Annotated in this window: 17 protein-coding genes; 5 read left to right on the top strand and 12 right to left on the bottom strand. The window is 71.8% G+C overall.

Annotated elements, in window-relative coordinates; all coding sequences use genetic code 11:
* Nucleotides 1–965: LLM class flavin-dependent oxidoreductase (locus IFR11_RS11400; protein ID WP_191916225.1), on the bottom strand; the 965-nt coding region annotated here is incomplete at its 3' end.
* The gene (locus IFR11_RS11395; RefSeq protein ID WP_191916224.1) at nucleotides 962–1,678 is read right to left on the bottom strand and encodes a GNAT family N-acetyltransferase; all 717 of its coding nucleotides are present in this window, start codon (nucleotides 1,676–1,678) and stop codon (nucleotides 962–964) included. The genes IFR11_RS11400 and IFR11_RS11395, both read right to left, overlap by 4 nt.
* Before the next feature lie 203 nt (nucleotides 1,679–1,881).
* Here IFR11_RS11395 and IFR11_RS11390 point away from each other — a divergent pair, with 203 nt between their 5' ends.
* On the top strand, nucleotides 1,882–2,400 hold the full coding sequence (locus IFR11_RS11390) for a GNAT family N-acetyltransferase (protein ID WP_191916223.1): 519 nt from the start codon (nucleotides 1,882–1,884) through the stop codon (nucleotides 2,398–2,400).
* Nucleotides 2,401–2,558: 158 nt separating this feature from the next.
* On the opposite strand, the gene IFR11_RS11385 is transcribed toward IFR11_RS11390, so the two are convergent.
* The 10 genes from IFR11_RS11385 to IFR11_RS11340 form a co-directional block, all read right to left on the bottom strand.
* Nucleotides 2,559–3,122, bottom strand: coding sequence for a GNAT family N-acetyltransferase (locus IFR11_RS11385; RefSeq protein WP_191916222.1), 564 nt, complete (start codon nucleotides 3,120–3,122; stop codon nucleotides 2,559–2,561).
* A gap of 59 nt (nucleotides 3,123–3,181) precedes the next feature.
* Nucleotides 3,182–4,156, bottom strand: a complete 975-nt coding sequence (locus IFR11_RS11380; protein WP_191916221.1) for an ABC transporter substrate-binding protein — start codon at nucleotides 4,154–4,156, stop codon at nucleotides 3,182–3,184.
* A gap of 154 nt (nucleotides 4,157–4,310) precedes the next feature.
* Complete coding sequence (locus IFR11_RS11375) at nucleotides 4,311–5,093, bottom strand: amino acid ABC transporter ATP-binding protein (protein ID WP_191916220.1); 783 nt, start codon at nucleotides 5,091–5,093, stop codon at nucleotides 4,311–4,313.
* Complete coding sequence (locus IFR11_RS11370) at nucleotides 5,090–6,136, bottom strand: amino acid ABC transporter permease (RefSeq protein WP_191916219.1); 1,047 nt, start codon at nucleotides 6,134–6,136, stop codon at nucleotides 5,090–5,092. The genes IFR11_RS11375 and IFR11_RS11370 overlap by 4 nt, the downstream gene beginning before the upstream one ends.
* Nucleotides 6,137–6,493: 357 nt before the next feature.
* Nucleotides 6,494–7,810, bottom strand: a complete 1,317-nt coding sequence (locus IFR11_RS11365; RefSeq protein WP_191916218.1) for a M20/M25/M40 family metallo-hydrolase — start codon at nucleotides 7,808–7,810, stop codon at nucleotides 6,494–6,496.
* Nucleotides 7,811–7,818: 8 nt separating this feature from the next.
* Nucleotides 7,819–8,172: a carboxymuconolactone decarboxylase family protein gene (locus tag IFR11_RS11360; RefSeq protein WP_055935442.1), complete on the bottom strand. Its 354-nt coding sequence runs from the start codon at nucleotides 8,170–8,172 to the stop codon at nucleotides 7,819–7,821.
* Nucleotides 8,173–8,492: 320 nt separating this feature from the next.
* Nucleotides 8,493–9,677, bottom strand: a complete 1,185-nt coding sequence (gene hpxO, locus IFR11_RS11355) for an FAD-dependent urate hydroxylase HpxO (protein WP_191916217.1) — start codon at nucleotides 9,675–9,677, stop codon at nucleotides 8,493–8,495.
* Between the two features lie 8 nt (nucleotides 9,678–9,685).
* A complete protein-coding gene (gene uraH / locus IFR11_RS11350) occupies nucleotides 9,686–10,006 on the bottom strand; it encodes a hydroxyisourate hydrolase (protein WP_191916216.1) in 321 nt (106 codons plus the stop codon).
* The gene (uraD, locus tag IFR11_RS11345) at nucleotides 10,003–10,530 is read right to left on the bottom strand and encodes a 2-oxo-4-hydroxy-4-carboxy-5-ureidoimidazoline decarboxylase (protein ID WP_191916215.1); all 528 of its coding nucleotides are present in this window, start codon (nucleotides 10,528–10,530) and stop codon (nucleotides 10,003–10,005) included. The genes uraH and uraD overlap by 4 nt, the downstream gene beginning before the upstream one ends.
* A 224-nt stretch (nucleotides 10,531–10,754) precedes the next feature.
* The gene (locus IFR11_RS11340; protein ID WP_055832035.1) at nucleotides 10,755–11,414 is read right to left on the bottom strand and encodes a helix-turn-helix domain-containing protein; all 660 of its coding nucleotides are present in this window, start codon (nucleotides 11,412–11,414) and stop codon (nucleotides 10,755–10,757) included.
* Between the two features lie 159 nt (nucleotides 11,415–11,573).
* Here IFR11_RS11340 and IFR11_RS11335 point away from each other — a divergent pair, with 159 nt between their 5' ends.
* The 4 genes from IFR11_RS11335 (at nucleotide 11,574) to IFR11_RS11320 (ending at nucleotide 16,863) form a co-directional block, all read left to right on the top strand.
* Complete coding sequence (locus IFR11_RS11335) at nucleotides 11,574–13,346, top strand: NCS1 family nucleobase:cation symporter-1 (RefSeq protein WP_191916214.1); 1,773 nt, start codon at nucleotides 11,574–11,576, stop codon at nucleotides 13,344–13,346.
* Nucleotides 13,343–14,221 carry an aspartate/glutamate racemase family protein gene (locus IFR11_RS11330; RefSeq protein WP_342030291.1) on the top strand — a complete coding sequence of 293 codons (879 nt, stop codon included), beginning with the start codon at nucleotides 13,343–13,345 and terminating at the stop codon, nucleotides 14,219–14,221. Before IFR11_RS11335 ends, IFR11_RS11330 begins: the two co-directional genes overlap by 4 nt.
* Nucleotides 14,222–14,272: 51 nt before the next feature.
* Nucleotides 14,273–15,607, top strand: coding sequence for an allantoinase AllB (allB, locus tag IFR11_RS11325; RefSeq protein ID WP_191916213.1), 1,335 nt, complete (start codon nucleotides 14,273–14,275; stop codon nucleotides 15,605–15,607).
* 101 nt (nucleotides 15,608–15,708) lie between these two features.
* Nucleotides 15,709–16,863: an acetamidase/formamidase family protein gene (locus IFR11_RS11320; RefSeq protein ID WP_191916236.1), complete on the top strand. Its 1,155-nt coding sequence runs from the start codon at nucleotides 15,709–15,711 to the stop codon at nucleotides 16,861–16,863.
* The last annotated feature ends 114 nt before the right edge of the window (nucleotides 16,864–16,977 follow it).

The following is a 16,977-nucleotide window of genomic DNA, read 5'->3' as shown; positions in this document are numbered from 1 at the left end:
ATGTCCTCGAGGATCTGCACGTAGTCGTCGGGTGCGAGGTCGAACGGCAGGGCGAAGGCCACCTCGTCGATCTCGGCGAACGACGCCGTCGCCTGCAGCTGTTCGGCGATCTGCTCCGAGGTGCCGACGAGGTCGGCGGCGAACAGCAGCCCGCGGGGACCCTGGGGGATGCCGACGCGTCCGCGCCGCGACTCGGCGTAGGCCTCGTATCGCCGACGCTGGTCGGGGGTGGCGGTGTCGGTGGGGACCACCACGAGACCCTGTGACACGCGGGCGTTCTCGCCGTCGGCGTGCGTGTCGCGGTACAGGCGGATCTGCGCGTACTGCTCGGTGTCGAAGTCGGTCGACGTCGTCGATTGGATGACGCTGCTGGTGAGCAGGTGGAAGTCGTTCTCGGCCGCCCAGGTCGTCGAGGTGGGGCTCCCGGCGCCGTACCAGAGCCGGTCGGCGAGACCCGCGGAGTGCGGTTCGATCCGCTCGGAGTATTCCTCGATGCCCTCGGTGCCTGCGAACGGGCTGACGGCCTCGCCTGCGAGGAAGCGGCGGAGCCGCGCGAGGCGCCCGTACCCGAAGTCCTCGTGGTCGGACGTGTCGGGGTACAGCGCGGCGGCGATCTCGTCGAGCCGGCGCGGCGGACCCACCGAGAAGCCCGGCTCCAGGCGTCCACCGCTGAGCACGTCGACGGTGGCCAGGTCTTCGGCGAGGCGGAACGGGTTCTCGTAGCCGAGCGGGATGACCGCGGTTCCGAGCCGGATGCGACTCGTGCGCTGGGATGCCGCGGCGAGCACCGCGACGGGGGAGGACAGGCCGTACTGCAGGTGCCGATCACGCAGCCACGCACTGTCGAAGCCGAGGCGCTCGCCGCGCTCGATGATCGACAGGGTGGTCTCGTGCCCGGCGCGCGGGTCGTCGCGGTCGAAGAGGCCGATGGTGAGGAAGCCGAGGGAGCGGAGCGCGCGGGTCACGCCGGCGTCCGCACCGAGACGAACCGGTTCCGCCGCCGCAGCGCGAAACCCAGGCGCTCGTACGCCGCGATCGCACCGACGTTCGTCGCCGCCGCGTGCAGCAGTGCGCGGTCACCGCGCTGCTGGATGTGGAACGCCACGTCGAGCACGAGGCGCGAGGCGAGGCCCTGGCGCCGGTGATCGGCATCCACCGCGACGGCACTGATCTCGGTCCACCCCGTGGGGTGGAGGCGCTCGCCGGCCATGGCCACCAGACGGCCTTCGCGACGGATGCCGATGTATCGACCGAGCTCGTAGGTGCGGGGCCGGAAGGGGCCGGGCTGATTGCGGTCGACGATCGCGATCATGTCGGCCGCGTCCGCGGCATCCAGTTCGATCGCTTCGTCATCGGGACGCGTCCGCAGGGCGTCGGTCTCGACGAGCTGCACCCCCTCGCCCCCGCCGAGGTACTCCCACCCCTCGGGGAAGCCGCCCTCGTAGCCCGACAGGCCGACGTCGGCGCCCGGTCCGACGAGGTCGCGCAGGGCGTCCCAGACCTCGGGTTCGTCCCACGTGCGCACGGCGACGAACGGCGCGACGTCCTCGGGATACCGGCGGACGAGGTCGCCGCCGATGGCGAACGAGGAGTGCGGGCCGGCCAGGGAGTGCCAGGCGGCGTTGTCGAGGACGGTGGCGTCGGCGTGGGGGATGTCGAGGAGCGATGCGGAGGTCACCGGGACACTCTGCGCCGGTCGCGGCGGCCGTGCAAGCCGGGGGTCACGAGACGCAACGGGACCACCCCACGATGACGTGTGTGAAGACGTTCGACGCCCGGTGACGGTCGCCGACTCCGCGTTGCGAGTGGCGCCCGCCGAAGTGTTACCCGCGGTTTCCGGTGCCGGGGGAGAGTCGCGAGGAGCGGGGAGATACTGACGGGATGACGGCGGTGGACAGCACGTGGACGATCGAGCGGGTCGACTGGCACGACGAGCGTGCGGTGGCGTTGCGCGCCGCGATGGATGACGAGATCGCCCCGCGGTACGCCGACGCGTTCGCGGCGTTCGATGACCACACGCGCGCCCTGCTGGCCGAGGACTTCGCGGTCGATCCCGCCACGATCGTCGACGTGCTGCTCGTGCACGACGGGTCCGGCGAGCCGGTCGGCCACGCGGCGCTCCGCGCCCTCGGCGGCGAGCTCGAGGTCAAGCGCGTCTTCGTCGATCGCCGCGCCCGCGGGCAGGGGGCGAGTCGCGCGCTCATGGCCGAGCTCGAGCGCATCGCCCGGCACCGGGGCGCGTCCCGGCTCATCCTGCAGACCGGCGACCGGCAGCCCGAGGCCATCGCGCTGTACGAGCGCATCGGGTACCACGCCATCGACACCTTTCCGCCCTACGTGCGGTTCCCCGCCTCGCGGTGCTTCGCGAAGCCGCTGGCCGCGGGATCGTCGGCCGCGTGACCGACGAGACCCTCGACGTCGCCGTCATCGGCGCGGGCGCGAGGCGGCCCGCCCGAGCGCGGGGGTTCGGGGCGCGAAACGTGCAGTGGGGCGGGCACTGACCGCCCCGCTGCACGAACCCCGCCCCGGACGGTGCGGGGCGGGTCGCACCAGCGCCGTCAGAGGTCGTACGCGAACGCCCGCAGATCGAGGAAGCGCCCGGGCTCGACCTCGACCGGATGCTCGCGCTCGGTCAGCCGGCGGAAGCCGAGCTTGAGGTACAGCGCGTGGGCGCCGAGCATCTCGGGGCCGCTGTTCATCACGACGCGCTCCGCCCCGCGCGCCCGGGCCAGCCCGATCACGTGACGGGTGAGGGCCTCGCCCACGCCGCGCCCCCGGGCCGTCGGCGCAACAGCGAGCTGACGGAAGTCGAGCTCGCCCTCGACCGCGAGCGGAGACAGGCGTTCGCCGGGCCGGGGTGTCCAGACGGTGCCCACGATCTCGTCGCCGTCGAGGGCGACCCACACCTCGCCCTGCGCGACCCGGGTCGCAACGTCGGCGAGCGACGCGAGGTAGCCCGCGGTGAGCCCCTCGTAGCTGTGGCGGTAGGCGTCGGCGGTGAGGCGCCCGGCATCCGCGTGCTCGTCGGGCGCGACGAGGCGGATGGTCAGGGCGGGGGCTTCGGCCGGCGCGAGGGCGTCGCCGGCGCCCGCGGCGCGGTCGGCGGGGAGCGAGGTGGTCATGGCATCCCTTCGAGGAAGCGAGAACGCGGCCCGGTCTCGAGGACCGGGCCGCGTTCAGGTCAGGACTTCGGGAGTCCGGGCGGGTTGATCTGCGAGGTCTCGATGCCCTCGGACTCGAGGTTCCACACCTTCAACACGTCGGCGTACTTTCCATTCCGGATGAGCTCCTCGAGCGCGACGTTGACCGGCTCGACGAGCCCATTGCCCTTCTTCGTGCCCGCGGCGATGTCGGCCTGCAGCGGCCAGCCGCCGGGGACGATCCCGACGATCTTGGTCTCGCCGGTCTCTTTCGCTGCCCACGCGGCGGTGGCGTTCGGACCGAAGGTCGCGTCGACGCGGCCCGACTGCAGGGCGAGGGTCGCCGCGGCATTGTCGTCGTAGTAGTTCAGCTCGGCGGGGGCCTTGCCCGCGGCCGTCAGCTCGGCGTTCCAGCTCAGCAGCACCTTCTCTTGGTTCGTGCCCGAGCCCACGACGACCTTGAGGCCCGAGATGTCGTCGGCCTTCTCGATCTTCTCGATCGCGCTGTCGGAGCGCACGGCGAAGCCGAGCAGGTCCTGCCGGTAGCTGGCGAAGTCGTACAGTTCCTTGCGCTCCTCGGTCACGGTGACGTTCGAGGTGATGAGGTCGTACTTGCCCGATTGGATGCCGAGGGGCCAATCCGCCCACGCCACCACGACGGGGTTGTACTCGAGGCCGAGGCTCTCGGCGATGAGCGAGCCGATGTTGGGCTCGGTGCCGGCGGGCAGCGTCTCGCCGTCGGGCACGTAGCTGAGCGGCGGCACGAAGGCTCCGACGGCGACGGTGAGCTTGCCCGCCTCGATGGGCGTGAAGCCGCTGGCTTCGAGCGCGGCGACGGCGTCGGGGATCGGATCGGTGTGCACCCACTCGACGGCGGGGGCGGATGCCGAGGGCTCCGGCGCCGCGACCGCTTCGGCCGGGCGGTTGATGCCGAGGGCGACGCCGCCGCCGACGACGGCGACGACCGCCGCGGCGATCACGCCGATCGCGATGCTCTGCTTCTTGCTGAGGGCCATGCTGTGTCTCCTTGTGAGGGGTGGATGCCGTGGCGCCGGTGTCGCGTCACGGACGGCGGTGTGATGCGATGCCTCCGGCGGGCGCCGGACGGCGTTTCGGGTACGGGTCGGAGCGAGCGCGCGGGCGACGCGACTCGGGGGGCGGGGCCCGGGTTCAGCCGAGGACTTTGGCCAGGAACTCGCGTGTCCGCGGGTGCCGCGGGTGTTCCAGCACCTCGTCGGGCGTGCCCTGTTCGACGATGCGTCCCTGGTCGAGGAACACGACGCGATCGGCCACCTCGCGGGCGAAGCCGATCTCGTGCGTGACGATCACCAGCGTGGTGCCGAGCTTCGCGAGGTCGCGGATGACGTCGAGCACCTCGCCGACGAGTTCCGGATCGAGCGCGCTCGTGGGTTCGTCGAAGAGCAGCACCTGAGGTGTGAGGGCCAGCGCTCGAGCGATGGCGACGCGCTGCTGCTGGCCGCCCGAGAGCTGCCTCGGGTAGGCGTCGGCCTTGTCGGCGAGACCGACCCGGTCGAGCAGGCTCCGGCCGAGCCCGCGCGCCTCGTCTCTCCCCAGCCGTTTCAGGGCCAGGGGCGCCTCGGTGATGTTCTCGAGCGCGGTGAGGTGGGGGAAGAGGTGGAAGTTCTGGAACACGATCCCCACCCGCGTCCGCCGCTGCAGCACCTCGCGCTCGTGCAACTCGTGCAGCCTGCCGTGGCGCAGCTCGTAACCGATGAACTCGCCGTCGACCGTGATCGAGCCGGCATCCACCGTCTCGAGGTGGTTGATCGTGCGCAGCAGCGTCGACTTGCCGGAACCGCTGGGTCCGAGCAGCGCCACGACCTCGCCGGGCTCGACCGTGAGGTCGATGCCGTTGAGCACTTCGACGCCGTGGAAGCTCTTGTGCACGTTATGGATCTCGACGAGCCCGCGCGTCGCGGTGACGGCGGTCATGCGCGGCCCCCCGTCGACGTCGCGGCGGGCTCGGTGGCATCCGTTCGCCCCGGCGGCGCCGGGGTGTCGCCGAGGCGCGCCCACTGGACGCCGGCCCAGGTGCGCGCCCGCTGCACCGGGGTCGGCGGCAGGGCCCGAGCCGCGCCCCGGGCGTAGTGGCGCTCGATGTAGTACTGGGCGACGCTGAGGATCGTCGTGATGAGCGTGTACCAGACCACCGCCACCAGCAGCAGCGGGATCACCCGGCTGTTGCGGTTGTAGATGACCTGCACCGCGTAGAAGAGCTCGGGGATGGCGATCACGAAGACCACCGACGCGCCCTTCACCAGACCGATCACCTCGTTCGTGGCGTTGGGCACGATCGAGCGCATGGCCTGCGGGAGGATGATGCGGAACAGCCGACGGGATGCCGGGATGCCCAACGCCGCCGCCGCCTCGTGCTGACCGGGGTCGACCGAGACGAGACCGCCGCGGATGATCTCGGCCGAGTAGGCCGCCTGATGAAGACCCAGCCCCAGGATCGCCGCCGCGAACGCGCTGACCAGCTGCACCGTCGGGAACTCCACGATCCAGAAGTCGGTGGTGAACGGGGTGCCCAGGCCCAGCGTCGGGTACAGGTAGCCGAGGTTGTACCAGACGATGATCTGCACCACGAGGGGCACCGAGCGGAAGAACCAGATGTAGCCCCACGCCGCGGCGTTGAGCAGTGGCGACGCCGACAGGCGGCCGAGGGCGAGGACCGTGCCGAGCGTGAACCCCACGACCGTCGAGATGGCGGTGAGCGAGAGCGTGTAACCGATGCCGATGAGCACGGGCTCCGAGAAGAAGTACTGCGCGAAGGTGTCCCACATGTAGCGGTCGTTCGTGACGAGGCTCCACGCGAACTGCGCGACGACGAACACCAGCAGCGCGCTGAAGATCCAGCGCCACCAGTGACGCGTGGGGACGACGGCAATCGTGCCGAGGTCGATGCGGGCGGCGGCGGGCGCGCCGGCGGGCTCGGCGATCGGGCGGGCGGCAGACGCCGGCGCGGTGGTGGTCATGGGTGCTCCTCGGACTCCGGACCGGCGGGGACGCCGGTGGGTGACCGAAACGCTATGACGGGGTCGGAGGGCGCGTGCGGCGCGGTTTCACACGCCGCAATGCCCCGATACGCACCGCAACCCCGCGCCACGCGGGGTAACAGGCTGGCGCGTGACGGCTCGTCGAGGTACGGCGGGGACAGGCCGGGGGCGGGCTGGATTACCGGGCCGGTGCGGGCCGAACTCCTGAGGATCGCGACGGCGGCGCGGCGCGCGGCGCGGCCTTCCGCGGCGGAGTCGGCCTCGGCGTCCGGTTCCTCAGGAGTTCGGCACGCCGCAGCGGGGGCGCTGCGGCGACTCGCGGCCGCCAGCCCGGCCTCACGCCTCCCGCAGGATCCGAGCCGTCACCCGCGTGCCGAAGTGCAGGGCGTCGACGGGCACGCACTCGTCGGCGGCGTGGAACTGCCCGAACACGTCGAAGTCGGCGGGCACCCGCAACGGCACGAAACCGTAGCCCCGGATGCCGAGGTGCGCGAGGTGCTTGTTGTCGGTGCTGGCCGGCAGCAGGTACGGCACGACCGTGCCCTCGGGGTCCTCCGCGGTGATGGCGTCCTGCAGCACGTCGACGAGCCGCGCGTCGACGGGCGACTCGATCGCGTGCACCGCGCGTCCCCACGCGATCTCGATGTCGGGTCCGACGAGCGCCGTGAGCTCGTCGCGCAGGGCGTCGTCCTGCCCGGGCAGCACGCGGATGTCGAGGCGCGCCGAGGCCGACGAGGGGATGACGTTCGTCTTCGTGCCCGCCTCGAGCACGGTGGGCGAGGCCGTGGAGCGGGTGCTCGCGCCGATCAGCGAGGCGGCGAAACCCAGCCGCTCGAGATCGTCGTCGAGGTCGGCGCCGTCGAAGGGACGACCGCTGGCACGTCCGTAGACCTCGAGGAAACGCTCGAGGGTGGCCGTGCGCACGAGGGGGAAGCGGTGCGCGCCGACGGCGGCGACCGCCCGCGACAGCCGCACGATGGCGTTGTCGGCGGTGGGCCGCGAGCCGTGGGCCGCGTGGCCGCGCGCGGTGAGGGTGGCCCAGGTGACGCCCTTCTCGGCGGTGGCGACGAGGTAGGCGCGGCGGTCGTCGGGCAGCGGCAGCGAGAAGCCGCCCACTTCGCTGAGCGCTTCGGTCGCTCCGGCGAACAGCTCGGGGCGGTTGTCGACGATCCACCGTGCGCCCCAGACGCCCCCGGCCTCTTCGTCGGCGAAGAACGCGAAGATCAGGTCGCGCCGCGGCACGATGCCGTCGCGGCGGAAGGCGCGGGCGATCGCGAGCAGCATCCCGGCGAAGTTCTTCATGTCGACGGCCCCTCGGCCGTACAGGACGCCGTCGTGGATCTCGGCCCCGAAGGGCGGGTGCGTCCAGTTCTCGGCCTCGACGGGCACGACGTCGAGATGGGCGTGGGCGACGAGTGCTCCGGCATCCGGATCCGACCCCGCCAGACGCGCGATCACGCTCGCGCGTCCCGGCACCGGCTCGACCAGCGTCGTGTCGTACCCGGCGTCGCGCAGCTGCTCCTGCACGAACAGGGCGGCCCGGGTCTCGCCGTCGCCGATGGTCGCGGCCTCACCCGTGTTGACGCTGTCAATGCGGATCAGGGCGCGGATGAACTCGAGCGCCTCGGCCTCGAGGGGGGATACGTCGGCCACGGCGCGGGTCAGTGCTGGTGGTCGGGACGGGCGTCGTCGGCGAGTTTGAACGCCAGGCGTCCGTGCGCGTAGCCGCCGCCGGCGCGGATGGCGGTGGCGACCCACGCCGCCTCGGCGAGCTCGGCCTCGGTCGCGCCGGCCTTCACGGCGTTCTGCGAGTGCCCGTCGATGCAGTACACGCACTGCGTCGTGATGCCCACCGCCAGCGCGATCAGCTCGCGGTACTTCAGCGGGATCGCGCGCCCCTCGGGAGCGAAGACGGCCTGGTCGAAGGCGGCGAACGCGGCGAGGATGTCGGGCGTCTCGGCCTTGTAGACCTTGGTGTAGGTCTTGTCGGCGGTGCGGTCGAAGTACTCGGACATGGTGCCTCCCGAAGGCAGTGCGGGGTCGGTGTGCGTCGGTCCCACGGTGCCACGGCCCTCCGCGCTCGTCCCCGTCCCGCCGTCACGCGAGGTCACACGCCCGGTTCGGCTCCGCGTCTCGTCCGCGCGGACCGTGTCCCGCTTTTGGCGGACCGTGTTCCAGAAGTGGCTGCCTGCGCGGCTCCCAGGCCGCCGAAAGTGGGACGAGGTCGCGGGCGTCGGCGGCGAATCGACGTCCCGCTATTGGTGGACCGTGTCCCCGAAACGGCTGCCTGCGCGACTCCTAGACAGCCGAAAGCGGGACGAGGTCGCGGCGAGGCTCAGCCCAGCACGCTCGCCCCGAGTTCCACCGGGCTGCCCTCGATGTTGCCGACGATGCCGCGGATGACGCCCGTGCCGTCCTCACGGCGCAGGCCGTCGTACCAGGCCTGGGTCGCGTCGATGTCGAAGGCGTGCGTCTCGTGGGCGCGCCTGCGGGCGCGCAGCACCAGGTCGCCCGCCCGCTCGGTGCGGATGCGCTCGTACCGCTTCAACGCGTCCTCCACGCCGAGGGTCGAGGTCGCGAACACGATGCCCAGGGCGAAGCTGTCTTCCAGGGCAGAGCAGGCGCCCTGACCGATGTCGGGGGCGGTGTTGTGCGCCGCGTCGCCGAGGATGGCCACGCGACCGCGCACCCAGGTGTCGAACGGGTCGATGTCCCAGATCTCCACGCGGTTCAGGGACTCGTCGGCGTCGATGCCGTCGAGGAGCGCGCGCACCCCGGGGGCGCCCCACGAGCCGAACGCGGCCTCGAGAGCCGACATGCGGTCTTCGACCACGCCCGAAGGCCCGGGCACATCGACGAAGAAGTAGAAGCGGTCGCCGGCGACGGGCATGACGGCGCACCGTTTGCCGTCGCCGACGTAGGTCGTCCACTGGTCGAGGGGCCCGATGCGCTCATCGGCGGCGACGAGGCCGTTGTAGTTGACGTAGCCCGAGTACGAGCGTTCGGGGCGGATGCCGGTGGGCTCGGTGACGTAGTCCCGCACGATCGAGCGCGCCCCGTCGGCGCCGATGAGCAGGTCGGCGGTGTCGGTGGTCCCGTCGGCGAACGTGGCCGTCACCGTCTCGCCGTCGTCGGACACCCCGACCAGTTGACGGCCGAGGCGGATGTTCGCCGGGCCCACGGCATCCATCATCAGCTGCTGCAGGTCGGCGCGCGCGACCGGGTACGGACGCTGACCGGTCTGGGTGGTGACGGGGGCGAGGCTGAAGCGGCAGAGCTCGTCTCCGGTGTGGCCGTCGTAGTAGGCCATGTCGTCCATCTGCCCGCCGAGGGCGGCGACCTGGGGTCCGAGGCCGAGCCAGTTGAGCACCTTGACGCCGTTGGACCACAGCGACAGGGCTGCTCCGACCGGACGGTTCTCGCGCATGCGGTCGTAGACGACGACGTCGTGGCCGAGCTTCTGCAGGGCGAGGGCGGCCGAGGTGCCGCCGACGCCGGCGCCGATGACGATGACTCTCATGGTGCTCCTCAGCTGCCGCGGTAGGTCGAGTAGGCGAACGGGCTCAACAGCAGCGGCGCGTGCAGGTGGGCCTCCCCCGACACAGTGAAGGCGACGGCGACCACGGGGTGGAACGACGCCACACCCCGGCCGCGGAAGTACGCGCCGGTGGCGAAGGTCAGGCTGTAGTCGCCGTCGTCGAGGCGGTCGGGCCCGAGGGAGAGGCGGCCGTCGGCGTCGGTCTCGGCCGCGTCGATCGTCGCGCCGTCGAGATGGGCCAGCGTCACGGCGACACCGGCTGCCGGGGTGCCGGCCGTGGCATCCAGGATGTGGGTGGTGAGGTGGCTCATTCGGCGGCCTCCGGTTCGGTGGGGGCGTCGTCGGCGAAGGTCGTGCGCAGGCGCAGCAGGGCGATCTCGGCGAGCTGGCGCGTGGCTTCGATGGTCTCGCTGTCGGGGTCGCTGCCGAGGCGGCGCTCGAGCTCGGCCCGCAGCTCGCCCGGGGTGCGGCCGGCGGCGCGGATGAGGAAGACGCGGCCGAAGCGCTGCTCGTACGCGGCGTTGCCGGCGGCGATCGCGGCGACGTCGTCATCGGCGGCGGCGGCCATCGAGCCCTGTTCGCGACGGGATGCCGCGGCCTCGGCGCCGTCGCCGGAGACGTTCGCCCCGATGCGGGGGTGAGCGTGCAGGGCGGCCTCGAGGTCGGCGGGCGACCACGTTGCGGCGAGGTCGGCGGCGTAGGCGGCGAGGGCGTCGACGCTCGCGTACGGGCGGCCCTCGACGACGGCGGCGACCCAGCCGGGTACGTCGGCCCAGACGCGGACGACCGCCGTGGCATCCGCGTCGTCGAGGGCATGGAAGTCGTGCAGGTGCATGTCGGCCAGGTTAGGGGTGCTGCGTTACGGGGCTGTGGCGCGATGTGTCGGCGATGTTGCTGTGGGGAACATTCCGGTGGCGGAGGCGCGGGTCGGACGCCCCGCTGCGGGGCGCGTTCCGTGCACCGGGGCGCGCAACGACCGCCCCGGTGCACGCATCGCGCCCCGGACCCCACCCGGCCGCGCCCGAACCCGACCCGGCCGCGCCCGGCCGCGCGGCGGACTCAGCCGTGCACGATCAGCCAGTGCGCCACGGCATCCGCGTCGCCGGTGTTGTGCAGGCGGTGGGGGACCGAGCAGGGGTAGCTGATCGCGTCGCCGGCGCGCAGGATCACGCGCTCGGCCTCGAAGTCGATGGTGAGCTCGCCCGCCACGACCGTGCCGACCTCGTACCCCTCGTGATGGAAGAGGCCGTCGGCGCCGTGGGCGGCGGCTCCGGGCGGGTAGATCGATTCGAAGTAGTCGATGCCCGGTGACGAACCGGGGGTGAGGCGGCGGAACGACACCCCGCTGTCGAGCACGATGTCGGGCGTCTGCCCCGCGCGCTGCAGCGTGAATCCCGAGGGGCCGGCGGGTTCGACGGGGCGGTCGGATGCCGGGTCGAAGGCCGCCACGAGCGGAACCCCGAGGGCGTCGGTGATGGCGATGAGGCGCGAGACGCTCGGCTGCATCACTCCCCGCTCGATCTGAGAGACGGCGCTGGGGGAGATGCCGAGGGTCTTCGCGAGAGCGCGTGCGGAGATGCCGCGGGACTGGCGCAGGTCGCGGATGCGTCCGCCGACGGATGCCTCGGCGGGTACTCCCGCGTCCGTCGTGGGCGCGACGTCGGTGCGGGCGGCGGTGGGCGTGGCGCGGGCGTCGTCAACGGCGGCGGGCTGCGTCATGCCCCGAGTCTAAGGACGCCTCGCTCGTGAAGACCTGACTTCACATGTCTGTTACATGAGCGAAACCCAGCGCACGATGTGAACCCATAACTTCACATCAGAGGTCCACTCCGGCCGCGGACTCCACGTCGTGGCATCCATCGTCCTGAGAGGAATGACATGACCACGACGCCGCTCACCGGCCCCCACGATCTCGTGGAGGCCGCCGGCCACCCCCACGGCGGGGGCAACATGAAGCCGCACTACGACGACCGTCTCGCCAACGAGGACCTCGCGCCGCTTCGCAAGCAGAAGTGGTCGAGCTACAACATCTTCGCGTTCTGGATGAGCGACGTGCACTCCGTCGGCGGCTACGTCACCGCGGGCTCGCTCTTCGCGCTCGGACTGCAGTCGTGGCAGGTGCTGGTGGCGCTGATCGCCGGCATCGTCATCGTGCAGATCTTCGCCAACCTGGTCGCCAAGCCCAGCCAGAAGACGGGCGTGCCCTACCCCGTGATCAACCGCGTGGTCTTCGGCATCCGGGGCGCGAACATCCCCGCGATCATCCGCGGCCTCATCGCCATCGCCTGGTACGGCGTGCAGACGTTCCTCGCGGCCGAGTCGCTGAACATCGTGTTCCTGAAGTTCATCCCCGGCTCCGCGGCCCTGCTCGACGTGTCGTTCGCGGGTCTGTCTGCCCTGGGCTGGATCTCGTACGCCATTCTGTGGACGGCGCAGTTCCTGCTGTTCTGGAACGGCATGGAGGTCATCCGCCGCTTCATCGACTGGGCGGGGCCGGCGGTCTACCTCGTGATGATCGTGCTGGCGATCTACCTCGTCTCGCAGGCCGGCATCCAGAACATCTCGTTCACCCTCTCGACGACCCAGCTCGACTTCTGGGCCTCGATCCCCGTGATGTTCGCCGCGGTCGCGCTCGTGGTGTCGTACTTCTCGGGCCCGATGCTGAACTTCGGGGACTTCGCCCGCTACGGCAAGAGCTTCGCCGCGGTGAAGAAGGGCAACTTCTGGGGTCTGCCGATCAACTTCCTCTTCTTCTCGCTGCTGACCGTCATCACCGCCTCGGCGACCGTGCCGGTGTTCGGCTCGCTCATCACCGACCCGATCGCGACGGTCGAGCGCATCGACACCCCCTTCGCGATCCTCCTCGGCGGCCTGACCTTCGTCACCGCCACGGTGGGCATCAACATCGTCGCCAACTTCATCTCGCCCGCGTTCGACTTCTCCAACGTCGCCCCGAAGAAGATCTCATGGCGCGCGGGCGGCATGATCGCCGCCGTCGGTTCGACGTTCCTCATGCCCTGGAACTGGTACTCCAACGCCGACGCCATCCACTACTCGCTCGGCGTGCTGGGCGCCCTGATCGGTCCGCTCTTCGGCATCCTGATCGCCGGGTACTACATCGCCGCCCGCCAGCGCGTGAAGGTCGATGCGATGTTCACGATGGACACCGCCGGCCCCTATTGGTACCGCAACGGCTTCAACCCGAACGCGGTCAAGGCGGTCATCGCCGCGGGTGTTCCGACGGTCGCGATCGGGATCTTCCCGAAGCTGTTCGCCGATCTGGCCCTCTTCAACGTCTCGTGGATCAGCGACTACAGCTGGTTCATCGGCTGCGGCCTGGGCTACGTGCTGTTCCTGCTGTTCGAGCGTCGCGACCCCCGCATCCCGACGTTCGAGGGCGAGACGGAGGGCATCTCCGACGGCACCGTCGACGCGGTCGCCGAGGTCGCGGCATCCGAGGCTCCGGTGCTCGCGCAGACGGTTCCGGATGCCGGGACCGCAGCGTCGGCGTCGGGTGTGGCGCTCGCGCAGAACGCTGCGGCCGCGCCGGACTCGGCGCCGGTGCTCGCGAACGAGGTTCCGGATGCCGCGACCCCCGCGTCAGTGCTCCGACGACCGACCGCCGGCCCCTCCCGCGAGGCGCTCGCGTGAGGATCCTGCTGATCAACCCCAACACCTCCCGGGCGATGACCGAGAAGATCGCCGACGCCGCCCGGGAGGTGGCGGGACCCGACGTGCTCATCGAGGCCGTGTGTCCCGCCACCGGAGCCGACGCGATCGAGAGCCACACCGACGAGATCGCCGCGGCGGCGGCCGTCGTCGAGGCGATCGCGGCCGATCGCGACGGCCACGACCCGGCCGACGCGTACGTCATCGCGTGCTTCGGCGACCCGGGCCTCGATGCGGCGCGCGAGATCGTGGAAGTCCCGGTGGTCGGCATCGCCGAGGCGGCGATGCATCTGGCGGCGGTGTCGGGTCGGCATTTCGGGGTCGTGACCACACTCAGCCGCACGCTGGGCCGTGCCGAAGACCTCGTCGCCCGGTACGGCATGGAGCGCGCCTGCGTGTCACTGGCGGCGACCGGCATTCCGGTGCTCGATCTCGAGGACACGGGGTCCGAGGCGGTCACGACCATCGAGCGGTACGGTGCCCGTGCCGCGGCCGCCGGCGCCGACGTCATCGTGCTCGGCTGCGCCGGCATGGCCGATCTCTGCGCGGAACTCACGGCGCGCATCGGGGTGCCGGTCGTCGACGGGGTCGCGGCGGCTGTGGGCATGGCATCCGGGATGGTGCGCATGGGGCTTCGAACCAGCAAACGCGATGAGTACGCGCGGCCGCCGCGGGAGCCCCGCCCCGCGGGGGTGTCGGGTGGCGCGGGCAGCCGCGAACGGGGCGCGTTCCATGCACCGGGGCGGTCCGTGGACGCCCCGGTGCACGGCGAGCGCCCCGGTATGGCGGCGGACGGCGCGGCGGGGTCGGTCCCCGCCCCTTCTCCCCACGCGGGCGATTTCGCGGTTTTCGCATGAATGTTGATGACGGTTACATTCAGGAAATGCGGGGCGCCTAGCGTGAACGACATGAGCACACGGATCGCCGCCCGACGGGTCTACCTCGACGGCGCCTTCAGCCCCGCCACCGTCGTGATCGACGACGGCGTGATCACCGCCGTCGAGCCCTTCGACGCCGCCGCCGCCACCGTGCTGCCCGGCGACGCGGTGCTGCTGCCCGGGCTCGTCGACTCGCACGTGCATCTCGACGAACCGGGCCGCACCGAGTGGGAGGGGTTCGCGACGGGCACCGCCGCCGCGGCGGCCGGTGGGGTCACGACGGTGGTCGACATGCCGCTGAACAGCCTGCCCGTCACCACCACCCCCGAAGCTCTGGATGCCAAGCGCCGGGCCGCGGCGGGAAAGCTCGCCGTCGACGTGGCGTACTGGGGCGGCGCCGTCCCCGAGAACCTCGGAACGCTGCGCACGCTCTCCGAGGCCGGCGTCGTCGGGTTCAAGTGCTTCCTGTCGCCGAGCGGCATCGACGAGTTCGGACACCTCGACACCGACCAGCTCGAGCGGTGCCTCGCCGAACTCGCCGAGTTCGACGGCCTGCTCATCGTGCACGCCGAAGACCCCGCGCACCTGCACCCCGAGGGCGCACTCGGGCCCCGCTACAGCGACTTCGAGGCCAGTCGCCCCCCGCTCAGCGAACGGGCCGCGATCCGCCGGGTGATCGACGCCGCACGCCGCACGGGCGCCCGCGCGCACATCGTGCACGTCTCCGACGGCGGCGCGCTCGACGACGTGCGGGCGGCGAAGGCCGAGGGCGTGCGCCTCACGGTCGAGACGTGTCCGCACTACCTGACCCTCGAGGCCGAAGACGTGCCCGACGGTGCGGGGGCGTTCAAGTGCTGCCCGCCGATCCGCGGCGGCGCCAATCGCGACCTGCTGTGGGCGGGGGTCATCGACGGCACCATCGACGCGATCGTCAGCGACCATTCGCCGTCCACCGTCGAGCTGAAGGGCAATCCCGACTTCGGCCTCGCCTGGGGCGGCATCGCGGGGCTGCAGACCGGCCTGTCGGCTGTGCACACCACCGCCCGCGAGCGCGGGCTGGCCTTCGAGAGCCTCCTGCCGTTGCTCACGACGGGCCCCGCGCGTATCGCGGGCCTCGAGGGGCTCGGCGTCATCGAACCGGGAGCGCCGGCTCACCTCGTCGCCTTCGCTCCCGACGAGACCTTCGTGGTCGATGCCGCGGCGCTGGAGTACCGCAACCCCGTGACGCCGTGGCACGGCAAGACCCTCACCGGCGTCGTACGCGAGACCTGGCTGCGCGGTGAGTCGGTGTACCGCCGCGGCGCCGCCGTGACCGAGCGTGAGGGCCGCGAGATCCTGCACACCCCCGCGGCGGTGGAGGCGTGAGCGCCCCCGTGGCCGGGGTCCCCGCCGCGACCCGTGCTGCGGCCGGGGCCTACGCCGGGGCCAGGGTTCAGGCCGAGGTCCCTGAGCCTGTCGAGGCGACCGTGCCCGGTGCCGCGTCGCCGGTGCCCATCCTCCAGCCCGGCGTCGGCGCCGTCCCCGGCGACCACTACCTCCGCGCCACCCCCGATACCGTCCTGTGGGGGCGCCTGCCGTGCGCGGGCGACACCGCCGTGCTCGAGATCGCGTCGGGTGCCAGCGTCACGTTCGACACCGTCAGCCACGAGGGCATCCTCGACGACCAGGGCAAAGACCCGGCCGCCTACTTCGCGGCACACGGTGTTCCGCGGGAGCAGGTGCTCGACGACGCCGTCGAGATCGCGGCATCCGTCTCGCGCGATGCGATGGCCGACGGACCCCACGTCGTCGTCGGTCCCGTGCACGTGCGCGATGCGCACCCCGGCGACCTGCTCAAGATCACCGTCGAGACGCTCGTTCCGCGGGTGCCCTACGGCGTCATCTCGAACCGGCACGGCAAGGGCGCGCTCGTGGGTGAACTGCCGCGCGGCGAGCACAACGTCAGCGTCTTCGCCGCCGTCGCCGAACGCGATGGCATCCTGCACGGCACGCTCCCCGTCGTCGAGGGCGGCGACCCGGTCGTCGCGTTCCCCCTCGCGCCGTTCCTCGGCACGATGGGTGTCGCTGTCGCAGGTGAGCAACGCCCGCACTCGGTGCCGCCGGGCACGCACGGCGGCAACATCGACATCAACCTCCTCGTCGAGGGGACGATCCTCTACCTCCCCGTGCAGGTCGAGGGGGCGCTCGCGTACGTCGGCGACCCGCACTTCGCCCAGGGCGACGGCGAGGTCGCGCTCACCGCGCTCGAGGCGTCGTTGCGTGCCACGCTGCGCTTCGAGGTGATTCCCGCGGTCGCGGCCCGCGCGGCGTTCGGCGAGGTCGCAGGTCCCCTCGTGCGCACGCCCGACTACCTCGTGCCGACGGGGATGGATCCCGACCTCGATGCGGCCATGCGCGCCTGCGTGCGCTCGTCGCTCGCGCTCCTGCGCGGCCGCTGGGGCATGGACGAGCACCTGGGCTACGCCTACCTGAGCGCGGCGACCGACTTCGACATCTCGCAGGTGGTCGACATCGTCTCGGGCGTGCACGCGCGCATCCGCGAGGCCGACTTCGCGGGTGTCCCGGCCGTCGAGCCCGAGCCCCTGGCATCCAGCCCCATCCCCGACGGAGGCACCGCATGACCCCCGCACTGGCCGCCGCACTCGCCCGCGTCGAGTCCGCCCTCCAGCCCGCCCTCGACCCCACCCTCGAGCCTGCTGAGGGTCGAGTGTCCACCACACGCCGTGAGGCGCCGC

This window comes from Microbacterium sp. CFBP 8801 (assembly GCF_014839455.1).
GTDB lineage: Bacteria > Actinomycetota > Actinomycetes > Actinomycetales > Microbacteriaceae > Microbacterium.
The sequence above is the reverse complement of the archived record's forward strand: the minus strand, read 5'-3'. Positions and strand labels throughout refer to the sequence as shown.